Genomic DNA, 21,956 nt, shown 5'->3' with positions numbered 1-21,956 from the left:
TGATGTATCGAAAGGCCTGCTTGCATGACGCGCACCGACCGGCTGACAGCGATTCTGGACCTGCTCGCCAGGACCGGCCAGGTGGAGGTCGATGAAATCGTCAGCACCCTCAACGTTTCCCCTGCCACGGCCCGGCGCGACCTGGACAGCCTTGCCAAGCGCCGCCTGCTGACGCGGACGCGCGGCGGCGCCACCACAGGCGCCCTGGCGTATGACCTGCCCGGGCGTTACAACCGCGACGACCATGCCGAAGCAAAGGAACAGATCGCCCAGTGCGCCGCTGCCCTAATCCGGCCCGGCGACGTCATCGGTCTCTGCGGGGGCACCACCAGCACCGCGCTTGCGCAGATCCTGGCCACCCGGGAGGACTTGAATGCGCCCTCCAACCAGCCGACGCTCACCGTCGTAACGAACGCCATCAACATTGCGGGCCAGTTGGCGGTCCGGCCCAACATCAAGGTGATGGTGACAGGCGGCATCCTCAACCCCCGGTCATACGAGCTCGTAGGCCCTTACACCGACATCATCATGCAGAAGGTGGTGCTGGACATTGCCTTCATCGGTGTCAACGGCATCGACCCGGAGGTGGGACCCACCAATACCGGGGAGGGGGAGGCTTCCGTCAATGCCCTGCTGGCGTCCCGTGCCAGGGTGTCCTACGTCCTGGCTGACTCCTCCAAAGTTGGCGTGCGGGCTTTTGCCACGATGGACGGCTACGACTTCACCCGGCTGATCACCGATTCCGGGATCTCTGCGCGGGACAAGGCAGCCTTTGAAGCCAACGGCACGGAAGTGATCGTGGCACCTGCCTGATGACCCCGGGAGGCTGTGGGGAGTTCCGTCAGGCAGGATCCAGAAACTGAAGGCAAGATGGGAACATGCTGGTTCCCTCCCGCCGTCGGCTGCGGCTCGAAGTCTGGATCGTCCTGGGGCTGTCCCTGGGCCAGTCCGCCGTCTACTCCGTGGTGCAGCTGCTGGACAAGATGACCCGCGCCCCGCTGGCCGAGGGCACGTCCACCCTGAACCGATCGCAGAGCACCCGCGAGTACTTCGACTTGACGTACCAGCTGCTCGACATCATCTTTGCGCTGGTTCCTGTGCTGCTGGTTCTCTACTTCCTCACCGACCAGCGCCAAGCTTCCCCCGGCGACGCACGGAACTCCGGTTCAGCATTCCGGAAGCTGGGGTTCAACTTCGCCCGGCCCGGAATGGACCTGCTGCAAGGCCTGGGGCTGGCCGCGCTGATTGGGATACCGTCCTTGGGGCTCTATGCGGCCGGCCGGGCGCTCGGCATCACCACAGCCATCATCCCCAGTGCCCTGGACGCCTACTGGTGGACCGTTCCAGTCCTGGTCCTCTCGGCGATGCGCCACGCGGTGCTCGAGGAAGTCATCGTGGTGGGGTACCTGATGGACCGCTTCGGCAAGTTCGGCTGGAGCACGCCACTGGCCATCGCCGTGAGCTCCGTGCTGCGTGGCAGCTACCACCTTTACCAAGGCTTCGGTCCCTTCATTGGCAACGCTGTGATGGGGGTGGTCTTCGCCTGGCTCTATACGCGCACCAAGCGCGTCATGCCGCTGGTCATCGCCCATGCGCTGCTGGACATCGTGGCATTCGTCGGCTTCAGCCTCTTCGGCAAGGCCGTGGGGCTGGGGTAGCTGTACAGCTATGGCCGCCGCGGTCTGCCGGTACCCGACTGAACGACCGCTGGGCGGTGGTCCGGCCTGCAGTAGCCCTAGTTGCGGGTTCTTGTTGATTCCAAGCATGCCTTCGTGAAGTCTTGCAGCATGGGTGGGGGACTACGACACGGATTGGCCTTGGGGAGTGCCGTCTTGGCGTTGGCCGGATGTTTGCTCATTGGGCGATTGTGGAGCATCCATGAACAGACGTCGGACTGGGTGCTCTGGCCTCGAGAGGTTCCTTCCAAAGTCCAGTTTGCCGGGCGCGAGTACAACTGCGGTCCTTACCCGGAGCCCGCACGGACTGATGTTTCCCTCCTGACGGTCCAAGGCAAAACCGCCGGTGGAGCCGACATCCTCGCCGCGCCCTCCTCCGACGAGGCCCGAGTATTCATCGTCGTGAGAACTGCCGAAAGAAATGTTGGCTGCGGCCTGCTGGGCGGGCCCTAGCTCCTGCCGCGGCCTGCGCGCTGTTTTCCGCCCTCACTTCAGGTGTAACAGCACTGCCAGTCCGCCTGCGGGTCAGCGGGCAGCTCGTAAAACCTTGCATGGAACTCATCCCACAGGGGATCCGCGGGGCGAAGCTCGCCGGGGTCCAGAAGGTCCTCACTTGGTGGTTCTTCGACAGGAGGATCAGACCACGGCGGCATCGATGCGAGGAGCTGCTGCCACTGCCCGTCCTCGACTGGCCCGGTGGCCCCCAATTCAACCCCTGCCACAACGGCACCCCGAACAGCGTGCGCCGGCAGGCTCCCCGGTGGCCAGTGGGTTGGTTCTGAATCCTGGTGTTCGGGGTTGTAGTGGCGTCCGGTGGGTGAGGTCCAGCCCGGTGGGTCCTTGCTCGTGGCCGGGCCGGGGGCCCATTGGCTGTGATGTTTGAGCCGATGGTGCTTACGGCAGAGCTGGGCCAGGTTGCTGACGTTGGTGGCGCCGCCGTGTTCCCACGCTTGGAGGTGGTCTGTTTCGTTGTCGGGGGTCTTGTTGGTGCAGCCGGGGAACGTGCATTGGGCATCGCGCAGCCTGATCCAGCGTTTGATGGCCCCCGTGAGCCGGTAGTTCTTCCTGCCGATCTCCAGGGGCGCCCCGTCCCGCGGGTCGACGAGGACCCGGTAGAAGGAGTCCGCGCCACCGGCGAGGAGTTTGCGGGCCATGGACGCGGGGATCGGGCCGAAGCCGTCCAGCATTGCTGGTTCGTCGGTGAGGCCGAGGAGCGAGAACACGGGCACGGTGACCAGGACGTCGGCCCTCGGCGTGGGGACTTTCCCGATGGCGGTGACTCCTGCGGGTCCCGCGCCACTCTCCCCGCCAAGAGCATTGCCGGCGCCGAGCAGCAGTGATGCGGCGATGTCGGGGCGGAGTTGGGTGAGCGTGCGGGGTTCGTTGGGGCCTTGGAGGCCGCGGGCGGTGGCGGTGGTCCGGTTCCAGATGGCGCACGCGGTATCGCCGGGAAGGTAGAGGGAGATCCAGGCCATGCCGTCCCGGTCCGGGGTGTACTCCATCCGCCGGTTTGCCAAACCTTTTACATGGCGCTTTTGGATTGATTCGGGGTGGTGGCGTTCCCGCCAGCCCCGGATCTTGGCCCGGAACCGGGACGGGACCAGTTCACCGGGCGCGGCACCCCGGGCCGGATCGGGTGCGGCGGGGTCGAAGAAGTGCGCCACCAGCCCGGCAGCCCCGACAGCGTCAAGGCCTTCGGTTTCGTCCGCGACGACGCGGGCGTGCTGCCACGACATGGTTCCGGTGGACAGGGCCTCGAACACCGGCGGTAGGGAACAGACCCGGCGGGACTGCTCCACCAACGCGCCTGCTGCGGCGGAGCCGATGGTGAGGACCCCGGCGATCTCCTCCACCACCGACATCTGCCCGTACGTGCGGTCCTCGATCGAAGCGTCCGGCGGGGTCATCGCCTCCTGGAACCCGGCGGCGTCGGCGGCGTCCTGCGCCGTCACTGCTGCAAGCTGCGCCTCCAAACGGGACGTAAGCTCCAGCCGCTCCAGCCGGATCTCATAGCGCCGCTGCAACACATCCACACCAGCACCAACACCGAAACCAACATCCAAACCGGATGCCAGGGAAGCGTCCTCCCGCTCCAGCGCATCCAGGGCAGCAACAGAGGCACGAACACCCTCCAACATCACCCCAAGACCACCGCCGATTCCCATACCCACAGCATCCAACGGGGGTCTGACAATTACAGATCAAACCGGTGGCGCTGCCTGCGCAGGTGAGCCGGCGCACCGAAGCGGGCCGCCGTCGTCGTACGTTTTCGACGCGAAGGTTGCATGTCGCAGCCCAAATGTGTGGCGCGAAAAAGAGCACGCGTTGCGTAGAAAAAGACGCGACCCTCACTTTGGCGCGGCAGCCGCTTAAATGGATTCGGCCGCCATTGGGTGGTGACGCCGTTGTCACCACCCAATGGCGGCCGAAGTTTGCCCGGGCACAACCCGGGGACCTCCCCGGAGTGGTCCGGGAGGAAGGGGAAGGGTCAGATGGTGACGGCTCCGTTGGCGGTCTCAAAGGTGACCGAGAGGATGCCCGGCGTACCGTGCGGGGCCACCCATTCCACCGCAACGTCCTCGAGCGGCTTCTCCACGGGCTCACCGAGCCACTCGGTGACGCGCGAGGCGGAACCGGCGATGGTCAGGCAGCTCATCTTGAGGTTGCTCTCGTAAGCGTGGGACGGGTGGAGGGAGGGGTCGCCCTCCCACTTGAGCATGTACGGCACCTGGGGATCGGCGATGAGGCCCAGGATGCCAATTTGCTTCCAGACCAGCTCGCGGCCGTCCGGGAACTTGCGGTTGCCGTTCACGGCAGCGCGGCCCAGGCGTTCCTCGAAGGGGGCGAGGTCGTCCACTTCGACGCACCAGCCCATCCAGCCGCCGCCGGCAGCGGAGCGGGCACGCACTGCCTGCCCGAACGGTGCCTTGTCCGACGCCGGGTGGTCAAGGACCTCGACGACTTCGAGGTACTTGTGGCCCGCCAGGGGGATGATCATATTCCGGGTTCCGAAGCGGGGGTGTACGCCACCCTTCACTGCCTCAACGCCGAGGGCAGTTGCAATACGTTCGGTAGTGGCCGCGAGGCCATCGTGTTCACAGGCGTAAGAGACGTGATCCATGCGCATGCGAACATCTTGGCACTTTGTGATCGGGCTCTCAGCTAAGGGTACCCTTACTGGCATTTTGGGCAGCCGCCGTCCCTGTCCAAATGCCCCTGGGCCTGCGCCAAGACCATGTTCGTCACAATGCTGTCCGGGCCGGATTGAAGTTCCTAGACTGGGCCCAGGTCATGAGTGCCAGCGCCAAGCCCCGGCTCGCTGGCCGGCAACCCTCCATCCGCGGTGGGGTGCCCCGGGTGAGGACCAGGCTGTCCGGCAATGGCCGGAGAGCAAGCGCGGCCCGTGGTGCTCCCAGCATGCCGGGCCCATGTCATAGGAGACTGAGATGTCCAACGGATGGTCCTTCGAAACCCGCCAGATCCATGCCGGCCAGGAGCCTGACAGCGCCACCGGAGCCCGCGCCCTTCCCATCTACCAGACCACGTCCTTCGTGTTCCCCAGTGCCGAGAGCGCGGCCAACCGCTTCGCCCTGGCCGAACTTGCACCCATCTACACCCGCATTGGCAATCCCACCCAGGACGCCGTCGAGCAACGTATCGCAAGCCTTGAAGGCGGCCTGGCGGCATTGCTGCTGAGCTCCGGCCAGGCCGCGGAGACGTTCGCGGTGCTGAACATCGCCGAGGCAGGCGACCATATAGTGGCCAGCCCCAGTCTTTACGGCGGAACCTACAACCTGTTCGCCCACACGTTGAAGAAGTTCGGCATCTCGGTGACCTTCGTGGCTGATCCTGACAATCTGGACCAGTGGCGCGGCGCCGTGCAGCCCAATACCAAGCTCTTCTTCGGTGAAGTGGTGTCCAACCCGCGCCAGGACGTCCTGGATATTGAGGGCATCTCCGAAGTGGCCCACCAGGCCGGCGTGCCCCTGATCGTGGACAACACCCTTTCCACCCCATACCTGATCCGCCCATTGGAGTGGGGCGCGGACATCGTCATCCACTCGGCCACCAAATACCTGGGCGGCCACGGCTCGGCCATCGCCGGCGTCATCGTCGATTCCGGCAGGTTCGATTTCGGCAAGGACCCGGAACGTTACCCCGGCTTCAACACCCCGGACCCCACCTATAACGGCCTGGTCTACGCACGCGACCTCGGCGAAGGCGGCGCGCTCGGCGCCAACCTCTCCTACATCCTCAAGGCCCGGGTGCAGTTGCTGCGCGACCTTGGCTCGGCGGTCTCGCCCTTCAACGCGTTCCTGATTTCCCAAGGCCTGGAGACCTTGAGCCTGCGGGTGGAGCGCCACGTTGCGAACGCAACGGAGGTTGCGCGCTGGCTGGAGGCAAGGGACGACGTCGAGTCCGTCGCCTACGCGGGGCTGCCGTCCAGCCCCTGGTACGAGCGTGGCCGCAAGTACGGGCCAAAGGGAACGGGCGCCGTGGTCGCCTTCAACCTGGCCGGCGGCGCGGAAGCCGGCAAGCGCTTCGTCGACGCACTGGAGCTGCACTCCCACGTGGCCAACATCGGCGACGTGCGTTCCCTGGTCATCCACCCGGCGTCGACCACGCACAGCCAGCTTTCGCCGGAGCAGCAGGTTGTGGCCGGCGTTCACCCGGGCCTGGTCCGGCTTTCCGTCGGTTTGGAGCACATCGACGACATCCTGGCTGACCTGGAGGCAGGCTTCCGGGCCGCCAAGGGCACCGGCGCCTAGACCCAACCGCGAGGGCGCAGCACGTGCCGGCCGGCAAGCCGGGAAGTCACAACCAGTCATACTCTTGGCCTGGAGCGGGGGGTGTTTCGTACACTCGAACCAGGTCATGAGTGCCAGTGACAGCCCCGGCTTGCTGGCCGGCAACCCTCCATCCGCGGTGGGGTGCCCCGGGTGAGGACCTGGCCTGCCGGTCAGACGACGGCGGGCAAGCGCGTAGAAGAGGTCTTGCCATGACGGTTACCGTCGCCCGAACCGCCATCCCTGAACACGGAATTGTCCGTTACGCCTCCATCGGGGGACTGGAACTCGAAGCCGGAGGCTACCTCCCGGACGTCACCCTGGCCTACGAAACCTGGGGCACGCTCAACGCGGACGCCAGCAACGCCATCCTGATCGAGCACGCACTGACCGGCAGCACCCACGTGACCCGCGGCGACACCGACGAAGAAGGTTGGTGGGAGCAGCTGGCCGGCCCTGGAGCCCCCGTGGACACGGACCGTTTCTTCGTGGTGTCCATCAACATCGTGGGCGGCTGCTACGGGTCCACCGGGCCGTCGTCGCCCGCGCCTGATGGGAAGCCCTGGGGCTCCAGGTTTCCCCTGGTCACGCTGCGCGACAGTACTGTTGCCGAGGCCCGGCTGGCGGACCAGCTGGGCATCAAGAGCTGGTTCGCCGTCCTGGGCGGCTCCATGGGCGGTGCACGGGCCCTGGAATGGGCTGTGACGTACCCGGACAGGGTGCAGCGCTGCGCCGTGATCTCCGTCGGAGCCGCCAGTACTGCCGAACAGATTGCCTTCGCCCAGGCGCAGACCCTGGCCATCAGGCAGGATCCCAACTTCAACGGCGGGGACTACTACGGCGGCCGGAGTCCGGAAGAGGGACTGGCCCTCGCCCGCAGGATCGCCCACATCACCTACCGGTCCGCCACCGAGCTGGAAGGCCGTTTCGGACGGGAACCCCAGGCGCCGGAATCGCCACTGCGGGGGGAAGTCCTGGCCTCCCGCGGCCGCTACCAGGTGGAAAGCTACCTGGACCACCAGGGCAACAAGCTGGTGAAGCGCTTTGACGCCAACAGCTATATTGCCCTGACCGAAGCGCTGATGAGCCACGACGTCTGCCGGGGACGGGGAACCTTGGCCGAAACCCTGGCCGCATCCACGGCACGGTTCTTTGTGGCCGCCGTCGACTCCGACCGGCTCTATTTCCCATCGCAGTCCCACGAGCTTGCCCAGGCCCTGCCCGGGGACGTGGATGTCCACCTCATCCGGGCGCCGATCGGGCACGACGGGTTCCTGACCGAAATTGGACAGCTGGGCAGCCAGCTCCGGAGCAGTTTCCTGGCGTAGCCGCCGCCGGGAGGACAGCCGGCAATGTGCATTCCTGCAGATGCCTTCTGCACTATTTGGCGTTGAGGTTGCACCGCGGGCAGACCATACTCAATCGAATCCGGTGTCCGTGGTGTGCATCACACCCCGGGCCCCATTGACTGGTCCCCGTGGCGTCGACGACGACGCCGAAGGAGTTCGCATGAGTACGGAAAGCTCCGCCGCAAGGCGTACAGAGGAACCCGACGTCAAGGCCTCAGGCCTGAAGAAAGTGGTGACGGCGTCCATGGCCGGCACGGTCGTGGAATGGTATGAATTCTTCCTCTACGCATCGGCCGCCACCCTGGTGTTCGGGAAGGCCTTCTTTCCCAACGCCGGCACCGAACTGGACGGCATCATCGCCGCCTTCCTCACCTATGCCGTCGGTTTTGTCGCACGCCCTATCGGCGGCATCGTCTTTGGCCACTTCGGCGACAAGTTCGGCCGCAAGCAGCTGCTGCAGCTGAGCATCATCCTGGTGGGCGTCTCCACCTTCCTCATGGGCTGCCTGCCCACCTTTGGGCAGATCGGCTACTGGGCGCCTGCGCTTCTGGTTTTCCTCCGGTTCGCCCAGGGCTTCGCCGTGGGCGGGGAGTGGGGCGGCGCCGTCCTCCTCGTCGCAGAGCACAGCCCCAGCAAGTCCCGCGGCTTCTGGGCCAGCTGGCCGCAGTCGGCGGTGCCGCTGGGAAACCTCCTGGCCACGGCCGTATTGTTCGTCCTGTCCTCCACGCTGACCCAGGACGCGTTCCTGGGCTGGGGCTGGCGCGTGGCGTTCTGGCTCTCCGCCGTGATCGTCCTGATCGGCTACTACATCCGCACCAAGGTCAACGACGCCCCCATCTTCCTGGAGGCCCGTAAGGAAGTGGACGCCGGCCACAAGGGCTACGGCGTGGCTGAGGTGTTCCGGCGGTACCCGCGCGGCGTCTTCACTGCCATGGGCCTGCGCTTTGCGGAGAACATCCTCTATTACCTGGTGGTCACGTTCTCCATCACGTACCTAAAGACCGTTGTCCAGGCCGACACCACGCGGATCCTCCTGCTGCTGCTTGTTGCCCATGCCGTCCACTTCTCGGTGGTCCCCATGGTGGGCAAGTTGTCGGACCGCTTCGGCCGCAAGCCCGTCTACATGGCCGGCGCCGTCATGGGTGCCACCTGGGGCTTCTTCGCCTTCCCCATGATGGACACGAAGAACGACTTCGTCATCCTGGCGGCCATCATGATCGGCCTGGTGTTCCACGCCTTCATGTATGCCGGGCAGCCGGCCATCATGGCGGAAATGTTCCCCACCCGGATGCGCTACTCCGGCGTCTCCCTGGGGTACCAGGTGACGTCCATCGTGGCGGGTTCCCTGGCCCCGATCATCGCTGCCTCGCTCCTGGGCACCTACAAGTCCTCCGTCCCGGTAGCGGTGTACCTGCTCATCGCCTGTGCCATCACCGCCGTCGCGGTCTTCTTCCTGAAGGAAACCCGGGGCATCTCGCTGCACGATGTTGACGCTGCCGACGCCAAGGGCACGGCAGACCTGCTCGCTGCCAGCAAGAAGTAGGCCCATGAAAGCCGCCGTCCTCTACTCCACCGTTCCCGCCCCGGCCGCAGCAGGGGTAAAGCAAAGTTATGCCGAGTCCCGGCCACTGCTGGTGCAGGAACTGGACCAGCCGGAGCCGCGCACCGGTGAACTCGGAGTTTCCATCACCTACTCGAGCCTGTGCCATTCGGACCTGTCAGTGGTGGACGGTTCCCGCGTCCGGCCCCTTCCCATGGCCCTGGGACACGAGGCCGTGGGGCGGGTGGTATCCGTAGGAGACGGCGTCTCCGACGTGTCCGTGGGTGACCACGTGGTTTTGGTGTTCGTTCCCAGCTGCGGCCAGTGCCGGGCCTGCTTGGCAGGCAGGCCAGCGCTCTGCCACCGGGCAGCTGAGGTGAACGGATCCGGAGACCTGCTCCACGGTCCGGCGCTGTTGCGGACGCCGGAGGGCGGCCGCATCAACCACCACCTGGGCGTATCCGCCTTCGCTGACTACGCGGTGGTTGCCCAGGAATCAGTGGTGGTGATTGACGACGACGTCCCGGACACCGTCGCTGCGATGTTTGGTTGCGCCGTGCTCACCGGAATGGGAGCGGTGTTCAACACCGCAGGAGTCCGCCCCGGCCAGTCCGTGGCAGTGTTCGGCCTGGGCGCGGTGGGCCTGTCCGCCGTGATGGCAGCCCGCCTCGCCGGGGCCGCCAGCGTCATCGCCATCGATCCCAACCAGGGGAAGCACCAACTGGCCCGCGACGCCGGGGCCACCGCGGTGGGGACGCCGGAGGACGCGGGACGGCTGATCGGGGAAGCAGCCGGCGACGGCGTCGACGTTGCCGTCGAGGCGGTGGGCTCGGCCGCTGTGATCGCGTCCTGCCTCGAGCAGGTCACCAGGGGTGGCGCAGTGGTCTCGGTGGGCCTGCCCCACCCGTCCGCCGAATTGACCGTACCTGCCCTGCAGTTCGCCGGCGCCGGCAAGCGGCTGCTGGGCTCCTACATGGGTGACGCCGTTCCCGCACGGGACATCCCCAAGTACCTGGCGTACTGGCGGGAAGGCAAGCTGCCCGTTGAGCTGCTGCACACCGACACCCGGCCACTCAGCGAGATCAACGAGGGCCTTGATGCGCTCGCCGCGGGACAGGTAGTGCGGCGGCTCTTCCAGGCCTGAACCGTCGCGCCGCACTCGTCGGGCCTGACTCCTCCGGCCTGACCCGTCGGGCCGGATCTTCAGCCGGCGAGCAGCACAGAGCGCTCCTTCACCTCGTCCTTCAGGGCCGCGATCACGGCCTGTACCCGGACCGAGCGGAGCGATTCCGGCCTGGCAACGGCCCAGATGGGCAACTGGCGCTCAAACTCACCCGGCAGCACGTGGACGAAATCTTCGCGGTCTCCCACCATGAAGTTCGGCAGCAGCCCTATGCCGGCGCCTTGGCGCACCGCCTCCACCTGGGCGAACACGCTGGTGGCCTGGAAGCTCGTCCTGGGCGTCGGAAGCTGCGATGACCAGCGGGGCCCAAGCTCCGCCACCTGGAGCGCAGACTCCACGTAAGAGACGAACGCGTGCTGCCCCACGTCGTCGAGCGTTTCCGGCAGGCCCTGCTGCGCGGCATAGCCGCGGCTGGCGTAGAGGCGCAGGTAGTAGTTGCTCAGGAAGATGGTCTGGGCGGTGCTGACGTCGGCCCGGCCCACCACGATCTCCAGGTCCACCCCTGACCGGTTCTGGCTGACTTTCCGGGTGGCGCTCAGCATTTCAATGTTCAGCTGCGGGTTCTGCTGCTGGAGGCGCACCAGCGACGGGGTGACAAACACGGCTCCCACTCCGTCGGTGGTGGCCACCCGCACCAGGCCGGCCAGGGCACTCTGGTCCTGGCTGATCAGGCCTGACAACGAGCCAAGAGTCCTTTCGATCGCCTCCGCCGCCTCCACTGCGGACGCACCAAGCTGGGTCAACTCCCAGCCGTGCGGGCTGCGTTCCAGGGTCCGGCCGCCCAGCTGTTTGTCCAAGGCCAGGATGCGGCGGGAAATGGTGGTGTGGGTGGTGCCCAGGGTCTCGGCCACCGCGTTGAACCGGCCCAGGCGCGCCACCGTCAGCAGGATGAGCAGGTCGTCGGGGCTTGGCAGCCGTCTGGAGTCCACGCGTAGCCTTCCTCTTGTGTGCATCGATGCACAGAGCGTCTGTAATTTTTCCCCTTGATTGCACTCTAGCAAGGTGTGATCGTAGACACAGGCATGCCGGCAGTAACGCCGGAATGGAAGCGAAGGAGCTTACGCATGGCAGTTATCGGATGGATCGGCCTGGGGAACATGGGCGGCCACATGTCAGTGAACCTGGTGAAGGCCGGGCACGACGTGCGCGGGTTCGACCTCAACCCCGCGGCACTGGCAGCCGCCGAGGCAGGTGGCGTCAAACGCGCAGCCAGCATCGCCGAGGCCGTGCACGGCGCGGACGCCGTGTTTACCATGCTGCCCAAGGGCGAACACGCCCGGGCCGTATACCTCGGGGAGGACGGCGTGCTCAAGCACGCGGATACCCGCACGCTGCTCATCGACTCCTCCACCATCGATATCGCCTCCGCGCAGGAACTGCACGACGCCGCTGCTGCCGCCGGCTTCCGCTTCGTGGACGCCCCGGTGTCCGGCGGAATGAGCGGCGCGGAAGCAGGGACCCTGACCTTCATGGTGGGCGGCGAAGAGGGCGCCGTCAAAGACGCCTCGGACTACATCGGGCCCATGTCCGGAAACATCATCCCCACCGGCGGCCCCACCACGGGCCAGGCGGCCAAGATCTGCAACAACCTGATGCTCTTCATCAACCTTGCCTCCACCGCGGAGGGCGCTGTCCTGGCTGACCGGCTGGGCCTGGACAAACAGGTCTTCTGGAACATCGCCTCGGTCTCCTCGGGAGACTCTTGGGCGCTCCGGACCTGGTACCCGGTCCCCGGCGTGGTGCCCACGGCGGCGTCCAACAACGACTTCGCACCCACCTTCACTACCGAGCTTGCCAACAAGGACATCGGCCTGGCCATCAGCGCCGCCGAGGACACGGGCACGCCCCTGGAAATCGGCAAGCACGTCCAGCAACTGTTCCAGCGGCTCATTGACGCCGGGGACGCAGGCAAGGACTGCTCCATGATCATCAAACTCGTGGACGGCTCGCTCCAGCCAGCCGACCAGGCACCGTCCAACTAAACACGCCGCCCAACTGGCCACACCGCCAGCACCGCAGGAAAAGAGACTCCCTTGGAAACCATCCCGCACTACATCAACGGCACCCGCGTCACCGATGCCGACCGTTTCGGCCCGGTCTTCAACCCCGCCACCGGCCAGCAGGAAAAGCAGGTGACGCTCGCCTCCGCAGCCCGGACAGAGGAGGCCATCGCGGCAGCCCGCGCCGCGCTGCCGGAATGGCGCGCCACCAGCCTGGCCAGGCGCACCACCATCTTCTTCAAGGTCCGCGAAATCCTGACCCAGCGCAAATCGGAACTCGCTGCGATCCTCACCAGCGAGCACGGCAAGGTCCTCTCCGACGCCGAAGGTGAAATTGCCCGCGGCCTGGAAAACATCGACTTCGCCACGGGCCTGTCCCACATGCTCAAAGGCGAACGCTCGGAGCAGGTCTCCAGCGGCATCGACGTCCACTCCGTCCGCCAGCCCGTTGGCGTGGTGGCGTGCATTACTCCGTTCAACTTCCCGGCCATGGTGCCGCTGTGGATGATCGGCAGCGCGCTGGCGTGCGGCAACACGGTGTTGCTGAAGCCCAGCGAGAAAGATCCGTCCGCCGCCGTCTTCATCGCCGAAGCCTTCGCCGAGGCGGGACTGCCGGCCGGCGTCCTGAACGTGGTCCAGGGGGACAAGGAAGCCGTCGACGTCCTGCTGGAGCACCCCGAGGTGAAGGCAGTCAGCTTCGTCGGCTCCACTCCCGTGGCCCAGTCCATCTACAAACGGGCTGCCGAGCACGGCAAGCGGGTGCAGGCCCTGGGCGGTGCGAAGAACCACATGGTGGTGCTTCCCGACGCCGACCTGGACATGGCCGCCGACGCTGCGGTTTCCGCCGCCTATGGTTCCGCCGGCGAACGCTGCATGGCCGTCAGCGTCCTGGTGGCCGTCGGACATATTGCCGATGACCTGGTCAAGGCGATCTCCAGCCGCATGGCAGACCTGAAGATCGGTGCCGGCACCGATCCCGCTTCCCAGATGGGTCCCCTGATCACCGCGGAACACCGGGACCGGGTGGCGTCCTACGTCACGGGAGCCGAAAGCGAAGGAGCCACCGTGGTGGTGGACGGCAGCTCCCAGCAGTTCGACTCCGACGGGTTCTTCATCGGCGTCAGCCTGGTGGACCACGTCAAGCCGGGCATGAAGGTCTACGACGACGAGATCTTCGGCCCGGTCCTGTCGGTGGTCCGCGTGGACACCTACAGCGACGCGGTACAGCTGGTCAACGACAACCAGTTCGGCAACGGCACTGCCATCTTCACCCGCGACGGCGGGGCGGCACGGCAGTTCGAGTTCGACGTCGAGGCAGGCATGGTGGGCGTCAACGTCCCCATCCCGGTCCCGGTGGGTACGTTCTCGTTCGGCGGCTGGAAGAACTCACTGTTCGGCGACACCCACATGTACGGGCCCGACAGCATCCGGTTCTACACCCGCGGCAAGGTAGTCACCACCCGCTGGCCGGACCCGTCCACCTCAGTGATCGACCTTGGCTTCCCGCAGGTGGACTAGCCAGGTGCACTGAGCGCGACGACCAAGCAACAACAGGCCGGGGACCGTCATTCGGTCCCCGGCCTGTTGTGTGCAGGTGTTGCTAGCCGTTCATGATGTCGCCACGGCGCTTCATGTACTCCTCCATGGACAGCTCTCCGTTGCTGTACTGCTGGTCCAGTTCAGCGAGCTTCCGCGCCCGGTACCCCTGGGGAGCTGCCGGCGGCGGCGGTGCAGCCGGTCCGGAGGAGGGCTCGTGTCCATAAGGTTGCTGCCCGTAAGGCGGTTGCTGGGGCTGCTGCTGGAACGGGGGTTCCTGCCCGAATTCCTGCGACGGAGCGTCGTAACGGGGGTCCGCCATGGGCGGCTGCCCGTACTGGTAGGGCGGCAGCTGCTGGCCGCCAATGGGGCCCTGCGGCTGGCCGGGGTGGCGGAAGCCGCCGGAGAAGTAATCCTGCTGGGTGTAGCCGTCACGCGGCTGGTTGCTCTGCGGCCCGGCGGAGCCAGGGAACTGGCCGTAGCCCGGGAACTGGTTCGGACCGGGGAACTGGCCCGGCAGGCCCTGGTCCCGGTCCCGCCGGGCCATGGAGCGCCGGTACGCCCGCATGGCCATGGGGACAACGAAGGACAGGATGATAATCCAGAAAAACAAGCTGCTCACGGTGCCGCGCCTCTCGAGTGTTGTCCTTCCAGCGTAACCCCGGCAGCCTTACCGGCGGCTGGGTTCGGAGGTTCCCAGCGGACCCTCGCCCGAACCCATCGGAACGCCCGGGCCAAAGACGGGACCCGGCGTCGGACGTTTTGCCGTGATGCCGTCGCCGGAGGACTGGTGGCGCAGGCGGCGCAGCACCCATGGCACGAAGTATTCCCGCGCCCATACCAGGTCGCCGCTCCTTGCCTCGCGCCAGGTCCGGGGCGGCAGCGGCTTGGGCTGCAGGGGTTTCAACGAGTGCTCCACGTTGAGCGCGTCCAGCACCATGGCCGCGATGGTGTGGTGGCCCAGGGGGGAGAAGTGCAGCCTGTCCTGGTCCCACATCTGCGGGTCGCTCAACTGCCGCAGGGACCACATGTCGGCGATGACGGCGTCGTGCCGGGCCGCCACCGTCCGCAGGTTTTCGTTGTAGATGGCCACCTTGCTGCGAATCCGGCCCAGCACCGACGACCCCGTGTCCGGCCCGTTGAACAGCACCACCGTGGCGCCGCCCATGGAAAGGATCTGGACCACGGAATCCAGTTTTTCGGCCAGCGCGTCCGGGTCCCCGCCGGGGCGGATGAGGTCGTTCCCGCCGGCGGACAAGGTGACCAGGTCCGGCTTCAGGTCCAGGGCGGGTGCCAGCTGCTGGTCCACGATCTGCTGCAGCAGCCTGCCGCGGACGGCAAGGTTGGCGTAGGCGAAGTCCGGCTGGGTGCGGCCCAATTCCTCCGCAACGCGGTCGGCCCAGCCGCGGTGGCCACCGGGGCTTGAGGGTTCGGGGTCGCCGATGCCCTCGGTGAAGGAATCGCCCATTGCCACGTACCGGGTCCAGGGATGGGAACCGGCGGGCGAAGGAGTAGTGGAAACGGCACTTGCATTAGTCACGGTCCTATCCTGCCTTCCGCTCCGCTGCCTACGCGAACGTAGGTTGTTACTTTCGGGTAACTGTAAGAATGGAAACCATGACTGACGCCGAAGTATTTCCTGCCCCCGTTGTCCTGTGGTCCCATCCGGAAGACCAGCGCGCCGGCAAGCCGCTGCTGGTGCTCCTCCACGGCTACGGAGCCAATGAGCAGGACCTGCTCAGCCTGGCCGACATGCTGCCCGGGGACTTCGCCGTCGCGTCGCTGCGGGCGCCCATCGCCATGGGTCCCGGCTTCACCTGGTTCCCGCTGACGGCCTCGATCGAGTACTCGCTGGAAAGGGTCAAGAAGGCGTCCACGTATGTGCTGGAGTGGATCGACAGCATCCGCGCCGGGCACCCGTCCGTCACCCTGCTGGGTTTCTCCATGGGCATGGCCATGGCCACCACGCTCCTGCGCCAGCGGCCCACGGACTTCGCCGCCGTCGTCGGACTCTCAGGGTTCGTAGTGGACGCCGCCGGAGACCCCAGCTTCAGGGACGACGAACTGGACGGCACCGTGCCCATGTTCTGGGGACGGGACCAGCAGGACCCCGTGATCACCCAGGACAAGATCGAGTTCACCATGGGCTGGGTGCGCAGGCACGTCAAGCTCACCAAGGTCCTCTACACGGGCATGTGGCACGGCATCAACCAGCAGGAGATCGGGCACGTGGGGGAGTTCCTCACGCATGAGGTGCTGAACAAGTAGAACGGACGACGGCGGCGCGGCGGCCGGGCGCTTAGTCCGCCGTGGGTGCCACGACCCGTACGGTCTGGCCATTGACGGCGACAGTGTCCCCGTTGTGCAGCTGCCGGCCCCGGCGGTCATCGATCTCGCCGTTGACCTTGACCAGCCCGTTTTTGATGAGCTCCGCAGCCTCCACCCCGTCCTCGACGAGATTGGCCAACTTCAGCAGCTGGCCGAGCCGGATCATGGTGTCGCGGATGGGGACGTCCTCAATGGGGTTGCTCATAGAGCAATAATGCCTGAACTAAGGTGGATTCAATGACCTCCCCTTCCCGCCTGCCGGCACTGGCGGGCCTGCCCCTGGCCGTAGGTTCAGGCCTGGCCATCCCCGTCCAGGGCCGCATCAACGGCGCCCTGGGGGCGCGCCTGAATGACGGAATTGCCGCCGCGGCCGTGAGTTTCAGCACAGGCCTGCTGGTCATGATCCTCATTTCCCTGGTGTTGCCACGGGGCCGGGCCGGCCTGGCGGCCATCATCCCGGCCGTCCGCAGCCGCGCGTTTCCCCGCATCTATGTGGTGGCCGGCGCCATTGGAGCCCTGTTCGTCTTTGCCCAGTCCTTCACCGTCGGCATCCTCGGCGTGGCGCTGTTCACCGTGGCCACCGTCACCGGGCAGACCGTCAGCGGCCTCGTGGTGGACCGGCTGGGCATAGGGCCGGCCGGAAAGAAGTCGGTCACCGCCATCCGGATCGTCGGCTGCGTCCTGACCATCGCCGCCGTGGCCTGGGCGGTTTCGCCGAGGTTCAGCGGCGGCGGTTCCGGGGACGGGGCGGCCGGGTTGCTGCTTCCCCTCATACTGCCTGTGGCGGCGGGATTCCTCATGAGCTTCCAGCAGGCCATGAACGGTACCGCCACGCTCCACTACGGCACTCCCATTGCCGCCACCCTGGTGAACTTCGTGGCCGGCTGCATCGTGCTGTGGGCCGCGTTCGCCGTGAAGCTCGCCGTGGCCGGCCCCGGCAACCCGCTGCCGGGGGAGTGGTGGTACTACCTGGGCGGCCCCATGGGCTGCATCTTCATTGGGCTGGGCGCCCTGCTGGTCCGCAGCCTGGGCGTACTGGTCACCGGCCTGGGAATGATCGCGGGCCAATTGCTTGGCTCGCTGGCCCTGGACCTTGCCCTGCCCGCCCCGGGAACCGTCGTCGCGCCGGCCACCGTCCTGGGAACGCTGCTCACGCTCGGCGCGATCATCCTGGCCACCCTGCCCTGGCCCCGGGGCGCGCTTCGCAGGCAGCGGCCGGTACGCTAGGACACAAGCTTTCCCCTGATCTTCCTTCATCCGCCCCGACCCGTTGCCGCTGTGCCGCAGGCACATGGCAGCCGGGGCCTGACAACCCGCGGACCGCACCCAGCGGCCCTGTAGAAATTGGAGTTACCCCATGGCAGCAAAATCCGTCCTCGACCAGGTCATTTCCCTTTCCAAACGGAGGGGCTTCGTGTTCCAGGCCGGTGAGATCTACGGAGGTTCGCGCTCTGCCTGGGACTACGGGCCCCTCGGAGCCGAACTCAAGGAAAACATCAAGCGCCAGTGGTGGCAGTCCATGGTCCGCGGCCGCGAGGACGTGGTGGGCCTGGACTCCTCGGTGATCCTGCCCCGCCAGGTATGGGAAGCATCCGGCCACGTGGAAGTCTTCTCCGATCCGCTGGTGGAGTGCCTCTCCTGCCACAAGCGCTACCGCGCTGACCACCTCGAGGAAGAATACGAGGAAAAGAAGGGCCGCCCCGCCGAGAACGGCCTGAAGGACATCGCCTGCGCCAACTGCGGCACCCGGGGCCAGTGGACCGAGCCGCAGGAGTTCTCCGGCCTGCTCAAGACCTACCTGGGACCGGTGGCCAGCGAGGAAGGCCTGCACTACCTGCGGCCCGAAACCGCGCAGGGCATCTTCGTGAACTTCAACAACGTGCTCACCACCTCGCGGAAGAAGCCGCCGTTCGGCATCGGCCAGATCGGCAAGTCTTTCCGCAACGAGATCACGCCCGGAAACTTCATCTTCCGGACCCGCGAGTTCGAGCAGATGGAAATGGAATTCTTCGTCGAGCCCGGCACGGACGAAGAGTGGCACCAGTACTGGATGAAGGAGCGCATGGCCTGGTACACGGGCCTGGGCATCCGCGAGGAGAACCTGCGCTTCTTCGAGCACCCCAAAGAGAAGCTCAGCCACTACTCCAAGGGCACCACGGACATCGAGTACCGGTTCGGCTTCCAGGGTTCCGAGTGGGGTGAGCTGGAAGGCATCGCCAACCGCACCGACTTTGACCTCTCCACCCACGCCAAGGCCTCCGGCACGGACCTGAGCTACTTCAACCAGGCCACCAACGAGCGCTACACCCCCTACGTGATCGAGCCCGCGGCCGGCCTGACCCGGTCCTTCATGGCGTTCCTGGTGGACGCCTACACCGAGGACGAGGCCCCCAACGCCAAGGGCGGCGTGGACGTGCGCACGGTCCTGAAGCTGGACCCGCGCCTGGCCCCGGTCAAGGCCGCCGTGCTGCCTCTGAGCCGCAACGAGGACCTGTCCCCGAAGGCCAAGGCCCTGGGCGCGCAGCTGCGGAAGAACTGGAACATCGACTTCGACGACGCCGGCGCAATCGGCCGCCGCTACCGCCGCCAGGACGAGATCGGCACCCCGTTCTGCATCACGGTGGACTTTGACACCCTCGAGGACCAGGCCGTCACCATCCGCGAGCGGGACACCATGAGCCAGGAACGCGTCTCCCTGGACAAGGTGGAAGGCTACCTGGCGGCACGGCTGATCGGCGCCTGAGCGTGGCCATCGAATACCGTGAATGGCGGGATGGCGACGACCTCGCGCTGCTGGAAATCTGGGGCGGTCCCGAGACTGCCCAGGCCCGCCAGTTCCGTGGCGCCCTGGCCGTATCCTCCAACGGAGGGAACGGCACGCCGTGGCGGCGCTGCATCGTAGCCGAGGACGTCGTTGACGGCGTCGGCATCCCGGTCGCGGCCGGCGTCGTCTATGAAGCGTCCCTGCACCCGGAACGCCTCTGGGCCTACATTGAAGTCGCCAGGGACCACCGCCGCAACGGCATCGGCGCCACCCTCCTGGCCATGCTGCGCCGCGAAGCCGGACACGCGCCGTCGGGCGTTACCAAGCTCCGCGCCAAAGTGGAACCGGGCACGCCCGGGGCCGCATTCGCCGAAGCGGCCGGGCTGGCACCCATCCAGCGCTCCCGGCTGGTTATCGTGGAGCCCGGAGCCCTCCGGCTGCCCGTCTTCCCGGACAAGGACCACGGCGGCCGCCCCATCGATGGTGAAAACGCCGGTTCCGACATCGTCATGGACCTGGCTACCGGCTCGGTGGAGCTGACGGACGTGGTGGGCCGGTACTACACCTCCATCCACGGCTGGGACTCTCCTGGTGTTCTGTCCGTGGGCCAGGTGCAGAAACTCTTCCTGGATGAGCTCACCGGAGCCCACGGCGCCATCGTGCTCCGGGCCCAGCCGGAATCGGCGTTCGGCCAGGGCGTGGCACCCAGCAAGAAGGGCCGCATCCGGGCGTTCGCCGTCAGCTACGCCGCCCCTGCCGGCCCTGACGACGCACCGCAAACGGAAGTGGGCACGGGACCGGACACTCCCACGGACGTTTTCGTCGGGCACGAGCCCTCGCTTGCTGCCGATGACGCGGCCGAGGCCGTCCGGGACATGCTTGCGCTGATCGCCTACCAGCACCCCGTCATGCTGGAACTGGACGACTCGATGGCCGCGCTGCGCGCCGCCGTCGAACCCCTCCTCGCAGGCGGCAAGGCCCGCCTGGCCGGCGCCGAGACCCTGGTGGTCTCCGACTAAGCGCGCTCCCGCTTCCCAGCCGGGTAGCGCCAGGTACCGTTTTGACCCGTCAAAACGGTACCTGGCGCTACCTGCTTGGGCTGCGATGCTACCTGGTGCGGGGAGCCCGACGGCGGCCCGCGGCGGCGTCGGCAGCGTCCAGCAGTTGCCGCTCGGCATCCGTGGGCGCGCCACCACCCAGCCGCGCCGGCATCCACCAGGCTCCAGGCCCCGGCCGGAGCGGAAAGCCGGCGATGCAGCGGTCGATCCCCGCCTGCAGGGTGCCGCGCAAAGCTTCCGTTGCCGCCTCAACGTCAACGCCGGCCGGAAGCACCACCGGCGCGTCCACGTGGACCCGGACCGGCGCCCGCCAGCTGCGGCGGAAGGAAAAGCCGTGCCCCCGGGTCAGGATGCGGTGGGCGCCCCAGATGGATACCGGGATGACCGGAACCCCCGCCTCCGCCGCCATCCGGACAGCACCCGTGCGGCATTCGCGGACCGTGAAGCTCCTGCTGACCCCCGCCTCGGGGAAAACAGCCAGGTATTCGCCTTCCCGCAGCCTGGCAACGGCAGCCGCGTAAGCGTCTGCGCGGCCCGTATATCCCACCACCACGTGGCCGCTGGCGCTGATGGCCGGGCCGGCCAGCCAGTGGTCCGCTGCGCCCTGGTGAACCAGGAACCGCAACTGGGCGCGTGCATGGCGCCACAGGAGCAGTTCCAGCACGGCAAAATCCACATAGCCGAAGTGTGTCACGGCGAAAACGGCCCCTTTCCCGCGGACCGGCTGCCGGGATGGCCCCGTCCGCGGCCCGGGAGTGGGCAGGTGCTCCACGCCCGTGGCTCGGAGGTCCAGCTGGAGGGCCCAGCGGAGGAACTGCCCCGTGCGGACGATCAGCCGGTAGAAGCGGTCGTTGGGCGGGGGACGCCACGTCACAGGACCGGTCCCTACAGGGTGACGTGTACGGCGGACTCGGGCAGCAGCTCCACGAACGCACGGGACGGCTGGACGCCGGCGCCCGTGCTTTCGGCGAAGGATTTGATGACAAACCCGGTGGCCAGGGTGTGCCACACGCGGACTTTACGGAGCATGAAGTGCCCCACGCCCTTGAGCGAGACGTACTGCATGCTCGCCGCGTCCGCGGACGCCCGGCGGGCAAAGGCCAGCGACTGCGAGGGGCTGGTCATATGGTCGGTGGTGCCATGGATGATCAGCACCTTCCGGCCGGCGACCCGGTAGGCAGGGGTTTCGGGGCTCAGCCATGGTGCCAGTGCCACCACGGCCTCCACCTGCGGGTGGTCTGCCGCGCACATGGCGGTCAGCCCGCCCATGGAGTGGCCCAGCAGGAACACGGGAACGCCCGGGTGGCGGTCCGCAATCTGCTGCAGCGCCCAGCGGGCATCCTGGAGCGGGGACATGTCGGAGCCGTTCCAGCCGCGGACGCTGTTGCGCAGTGACCACACCGCCAGCCCATGCTTCCGGCCGGCACGGTGCAGGTCCCTGGCGAAAGGGACCATCCTGGCCGGGCTAAGGTGCCGGGCCTCCACCGGATCCCGGCTGTGGGCCTTGCCGCCATGCAGGACCAGGACCACGCCCCGGGTGTTGCCGGATGCTTCAAGGACGCTCAGGACCGGCCGATGGGCGGAAACGCGCGGCACCTGCCCATCCTGTACACCGCCCTTGTCGGGTGCTCCGTTTCTGCCGCCCCCATGCCCACCACGGTTGTCCATGCCAGGTTCCTCCCCATCCGATGGTCCATTTATAAACCCTATGGCGCCGCACGTAGAGTTCAACCAT

Annotated in this window: 20 protein-coding genes and 2 riboswitches; of the genes, 12 read left to right on the top strand and 8 right to left on the bottom strand. The window is 66.9% G+C overall.

What is annotated here, in order from left to right; all coding sequences use genetic code 11:
* Positions 1–24 precede the first annotated feature (24 nt).
* Positions 25–813, top strand: coding sequence for a DeoR/GlpR family DNA-binding transcription regulator (locus PV772_RS05300; protein ID WP_347885545.1), 789 nt, complete (start codon positions 25–27; stop codon positions 811–813).
* A 65-nt stretch (positions 814–878) separates the two neighbouring features.
* Entirely contained in the window at positions 879–1,658 is a 780-nt protein-coding gene (locus PV772_RS05295) for a CPBP family intramembrane glutamic endopeptidase (protein ID WP_347885544.1), read from the top strand.
* A 509-nt stretch (positions 1,659–2,167) separates the two neighbouring features.
* Here PV772_RS05295 and PV772_RS05290 read toward each other — a convergent pair.
* Both PV772_RS05290 and PV772_RS05285 read right to left on the bottom strand, forming a co-directional pair.
* Positions 2,168–3,841: a DUF222 domain-containing protein gene (locus PV772_RS05290; protein WP_347885543.1), complete on the bottom strand. Its 1,674-nt coding sequence runs from the start codon at positions 3,839–3,841 to the stop codon at positions 2,168–2,170.
* Between the two features lie 323 nt (positions 3,842–4,164).
* The gene (locus PV772_RS05285) at positions 4,165–4,803 is read right to left on the bottom strand and encodes a VOC family protein (protein ID WP_141161063.1); all 639 of its coding nucleotides are present in this window, start codon (positions 4,801–4,803) and stop codon (positions 4,165–4,167) included.
* Positions 4,804–4,963: 160 nt separating this feature from the next.
* A riboswitch (SAM riboswitch) is annotated at positions 4,964–5,079 on the top strand.
* A gap of 43 nt (positions 5,080–5,122) precedes the next feature.
* On the opposite strand from PV772_RS05285, the gene PV772_RS05280 reads away from it, so the two are divergent.
* From PV772_RS05280 to PV772_RS05265, 4 genes are all read left to right on the top strand, one after another.
* Positions 5,123–6,445, top strand: coding sequence for a bifunctional o-acetylhomoserine/o-acetylserine sulfhydrylase (locus PV772_RS05280; protein ID WP_347885542.1), 1,323 nt, complete (start codon positions 5,123–5,125; stop codon positions 6,443–6,445).
* 102 nt (positions 6,446–6,547) lie between these two features.
* A riboswitch (SAM riboswitch) is annotated at positions 6,548–6,663 on the top strand.
* Positions 6,664–6,675: 12 nt separating this feature from the next.
* Positions 6,676–7,791 carry a homoserine O-acetyltransferase gene (locus PV772_RS05275; protein WP_141181113.1) on the top strand — a complete coding sequence of 372 codons (1,116 nt, stop codon included), beginning with the start codon at positions 6,676–6,678 and terminating at the stop codon, positions 7,789–7,791.
* Between the two features lie 181 nt (positions 7,792–7,972).
* A complete protein-coding gene (locus PV772_RS05270) occupies positions 7,973–9,355 on the top strand; it encodes an MFS transporter (RefSeq protein ID WP_141161060.1) in 1,383 nt (460 codons plus the stop codon).
* 4 nt (positions 9,356–9,359) lie between these two features.
* Entirely contained in the window at positions 9,360–10,496 is a 1,137-nt protein-coding gene (locus PV772_RS05265; protein WP_347885541.1) for a zinc-binding dehydrogenase, read from the top strand.
* A gap of 59 nt (positions 10,497–10,555) precedes the next feature.
* Here the strand turns inward: PV772_RS05265 and PV772_RS05260 are convergent, their stop codons facing one another.
* Positions 10,556–11,488 carry a LysR family transcriptional regulator gene (locus PV772_RS05260; RefSeq protein ID WP_347885540.1) on the bottom strand — a complete coding sequence of 311 codons (933 nt, stop codon included), beginning with the start codon at positions 11,486–11,488 and terminating at the stop codon, positions 10,556–10,558.
* Between the two features lie 111 nt (positions 11,489–11,599).
* On the opposite strand from PV772_RS05260, the gene mmsB reads away from it, so the two are divergent.
* Both mmsB and PV772_RS05250 read left to right on the top strand, forming a co-directional pair.
* Entirely contained in the window at positions 11,600–12,517 is a 918-nt protein-coding gene (gene mmsB, locus PV772_RS05255) for a 3-hydroxyisobutyrate dehydrogenase (protein WP_141181117.1), read from the top strand.
* A gap of 51 nt (positions 12,518–12,568) precedes the next feature.
* A complete protein-coding gene (locus PV772_RS05250; RefSeq protein WP_347885539.1) occupies positions 12,569–14,053 on the top strand; it encodes a CoA-acylating methylmalonate-semialdehyde dehydrogenase in 1,485 nt (494 codons plus the stop codon).
* Between the two features lie 82 nt (positions 14,054–14,135).
* Here PV772_RS05250 and PV772_RS05245 read toward each other — a convergent pair whose 3' ends face one another.
* Positions 14,136–14,693: a hypothetical protein gene (locus PV772_RS05245; protein WP_141161055.1), complete on the bottom strand. Its 558-nt coding sequence runs from the start codon at positions 14,691–14,693 to the stop codon at positions 14,136–14,138.
* 48 nt (positions 14,694–14,741) lie between these two features.
* Positions 14,742–15,539 carry an SGNH/GDSL hydrolase family protein gene (locus PV772_RS05240; protein WP_347885583.1) on the bottom strand — a complete coding sequence of 266 codons (798 nt, stop codon included), beginning with the start codon at positions 15,537–15,539 and terminating at the stop codon, positions 14,742–14,744.
* Positions 15,540–15,688: 149 nt separating this feature from the next.
* Between PV772_RS05240 and PV772_RS05235 the strand changes: the two genes are divergently transcribed.
* The gene (locus PV772_RS05235) at positions 15,689–16,339 is read left to right on the top strand and encodes an alpha/beta hydrolase-fold protein (protein ID WP_141161053.1); all 651 of its coding nucleotides are present in this window, start codon (positions 15,689–15,691) and stop codon (positions 16,337–16,339) included.
* A 31-nt stretch (positions 16,340–16,370) separates the two neighbouring features.
* Here the strand turns inward: PV772_RS05235 and PV772_RS05230 are convergent, their stop codons facing one another.
* Positions 16,371–16,604 (bottom strand): RNA-binding S4 domain-containing protein, encoded by a 234-nt coding sequence (locus PV772_RS05230; protein WP_141161052.1) that lies wholly within the window; start codon positions 16,602–16,604, stop codon positions 16,371–16,373.
* A gap of 32 nt (positions 16,605–16,636) precedes the next feature.
* On the opposite strand from PV772_RS05230, the gene PV772_RS05225 reads away from it, so the two are divergent.
* The 3 genes from PV772_RS05225 to PV772_RS05215 all read left to right on the top strand — a co-directional run bounded on the left by PV772_RS05225 (position 16,637) and on the right by PV772_RS05215 (position 20,182).
* Positions 16,637–17,626, top strand: a complete 990-nt coding sequence (locus tag PV772_RS05225; RefSeq protein WP_141161051.1) for a DMT family transporter — start codon at positions 16,637–16,639, stop codon at positions 17,624–17,626.
* 130 nt (positions 17,627–17,756) lie between these two features.
* A complete protein-coding gene (locus PV772_RS05220; protein WP_141161050.1) occupies positions 17,757–19,142 on the top strand; it encodes a glycine--tRNA ligase in 1,386 nt (461 codons plus the stop codon).
* Between the two features lie 2 nt (positions 19,143–19,144).
* Positions 19,145–20,182 (top strand): GNAT family N-acetyltransferase, encoded by a 1,038-nt coding sequence (locus PV772_RS05215; RefSeq protein ID WP_347885538.1) that lies wholly within the window; start codon positions 19,145–19,147, stop codon positions 20,180–20,182.
* A gap of 88 nt (positions 20,183–20,270) precedes the next feature.
* On the opposite strand, the gene PV772_RS05210 is transcribed toward PV772_RS05215, so the two are convergent.
* Together PV772_RS05210 and PV772_RS05205 are read right to left on the bottom strand one after the other, a co-directional pair.
* On the bottom strand, positions 20,271–21,095 hold the full coding sequence (locus PV772_RS05210) for a lysophospholipid acyltransferase family protein (RefSeq protein ID WP_347885537.1): 825 nt from the start codon (positions 21,093–21,095) through the stop codon (positions 20,271–20,273).
* Positions 21,096–21,106: 11 nt separating this feature from the next.
* A complete protein-coding gene (locus tag PV772_RS05205; RefSeq protein ID WP_347885536.1) occupies positions 21,107–21,817 on the bottom strand; it encodes an alpha/beta fold hydrolase in 711 nt (236 codons plus the stop codon).
* Positions 21,818–21,956 lie beyond the last annotated feature (139 nt).

Source organism: Pseudarthrobacter sp. CC12 (genome assembly GCF_039907755.1).
In the GTDB taxonomy this organism is placed as follows: Bacteria; Actinomycetota; Actinomycetes; order Actinomycetales; family Micrococcaceae; genus Arthrobacter; species Arthrobacter niigatensis.
Note: the sequence above shows the minus strand (reverse complement) of the source record. Positions and strands in the feature narration are given on the sequence as shown.

Bases quoted from the DNA above. Each gene is read 5' to 3' on its own strand.
- PV772_RS05300 (WP_347885545.1), top strand. From the start codon at position 25: ATGACGCGCACCGACCGGCTGACAGCGATTCTGGACCTGCTCGCCAGG.
- PV772_RS05295 (WP_347885544.1), top strand. From the start codon at position 879: ATGCTGGTTCCCTCCCGCCGTCGGCTGCGGCTCGAAGTCTGGATCGTC.
- PV772_RS05290 (WP_347885543.1), bottom strand. From the start codon at position 3,841: ATGGGAATCGGCGGTGGTCTTGGGGTGATGTTGGAGGGTGTTCGTGCC.
- PV772_RS05285 (WP_141161063.1), bottom strand. From the start codon at position 4,803: ATGCGCATGGATCACGTCTCTTACGCCTGTGAACACGATGGCCTCGCG.
- PV772_RS05280 (WP_347885542.1), top strand. From the start codon at position 5,123: ATGTCCAACGGATGGTCCTTCGAAACCCGCCAGATCCATGCCGGCCAG.
- PV772_RS05275 (WP_141181113.1), top strand. From the start codon at position 6,676: ATGACGGTTACCGTCGCCCGAACCGCCATCCCTGAACACGGAATTGTC.
- PV772_RS05270 (WP_141161060.1), top strand. From the start codon at position 7,973: ATGAGTACGGAAAGCTCCGCCGCAAGGCGTACAGAGGAACCCGACGTC.
- PV772_RS05265 (WP_347885541.1), top strand. From the start codon at position 9,360: ATGAAAGCCGCCGTCCTCTACTCCACCGTTCCCGCCCCGGCCGCAGCA.
- PV772_RS05260 (WP_347885540.1), bottom strand. From the start codon at position 11,488: ATGCACACAAGAGGAAGGCTACGCGTGGACTCCAGACGGCTGCCAAGC.
- mmsB (WP_141181117.1), top strand. From the start codon at position 11,600: ATGGCAGTTATCGGATGGATCGGCCTGGGGAACATGGGCGGCCACATG.
- PV772_RS05240 (WP_347885583.1), bottom strand. From the start codon at position 15,539: ATGGGCGATTCCTTCACCGAGGGCATCGGCGACCCCGAACCCTCAAGC.
- PV772_RS05235 (WP_141161053.1), top strand. From the start codon at position 15,689: ATGACTGACGCCGAAGTATTTCCTGCCCCCGTTGTCCTGTGGTCCCAT.
- PV772_RS05230 (WP_141161052.1), bottom strand. From the start codon at position 16,604: ATGAGCAACCCCATTGAGGACGTCCCCATCCGCGACACCATGATCCGG.
- PV772_RS05225 (WP_141161051.1), top strand. From the start codon at position 16,637: ATGACCTCCCCTTCCCGCCTGCCGGCACTGGCGGGCCTGCCCCTGGCC.
- PV772_RS05220 (WP_141161050.1), top strand. From the start codon at position 17,757: ATGGCAGCAAAATCCGTCCTCGACCAGGTCATTTCCCTTTCCAAACGG.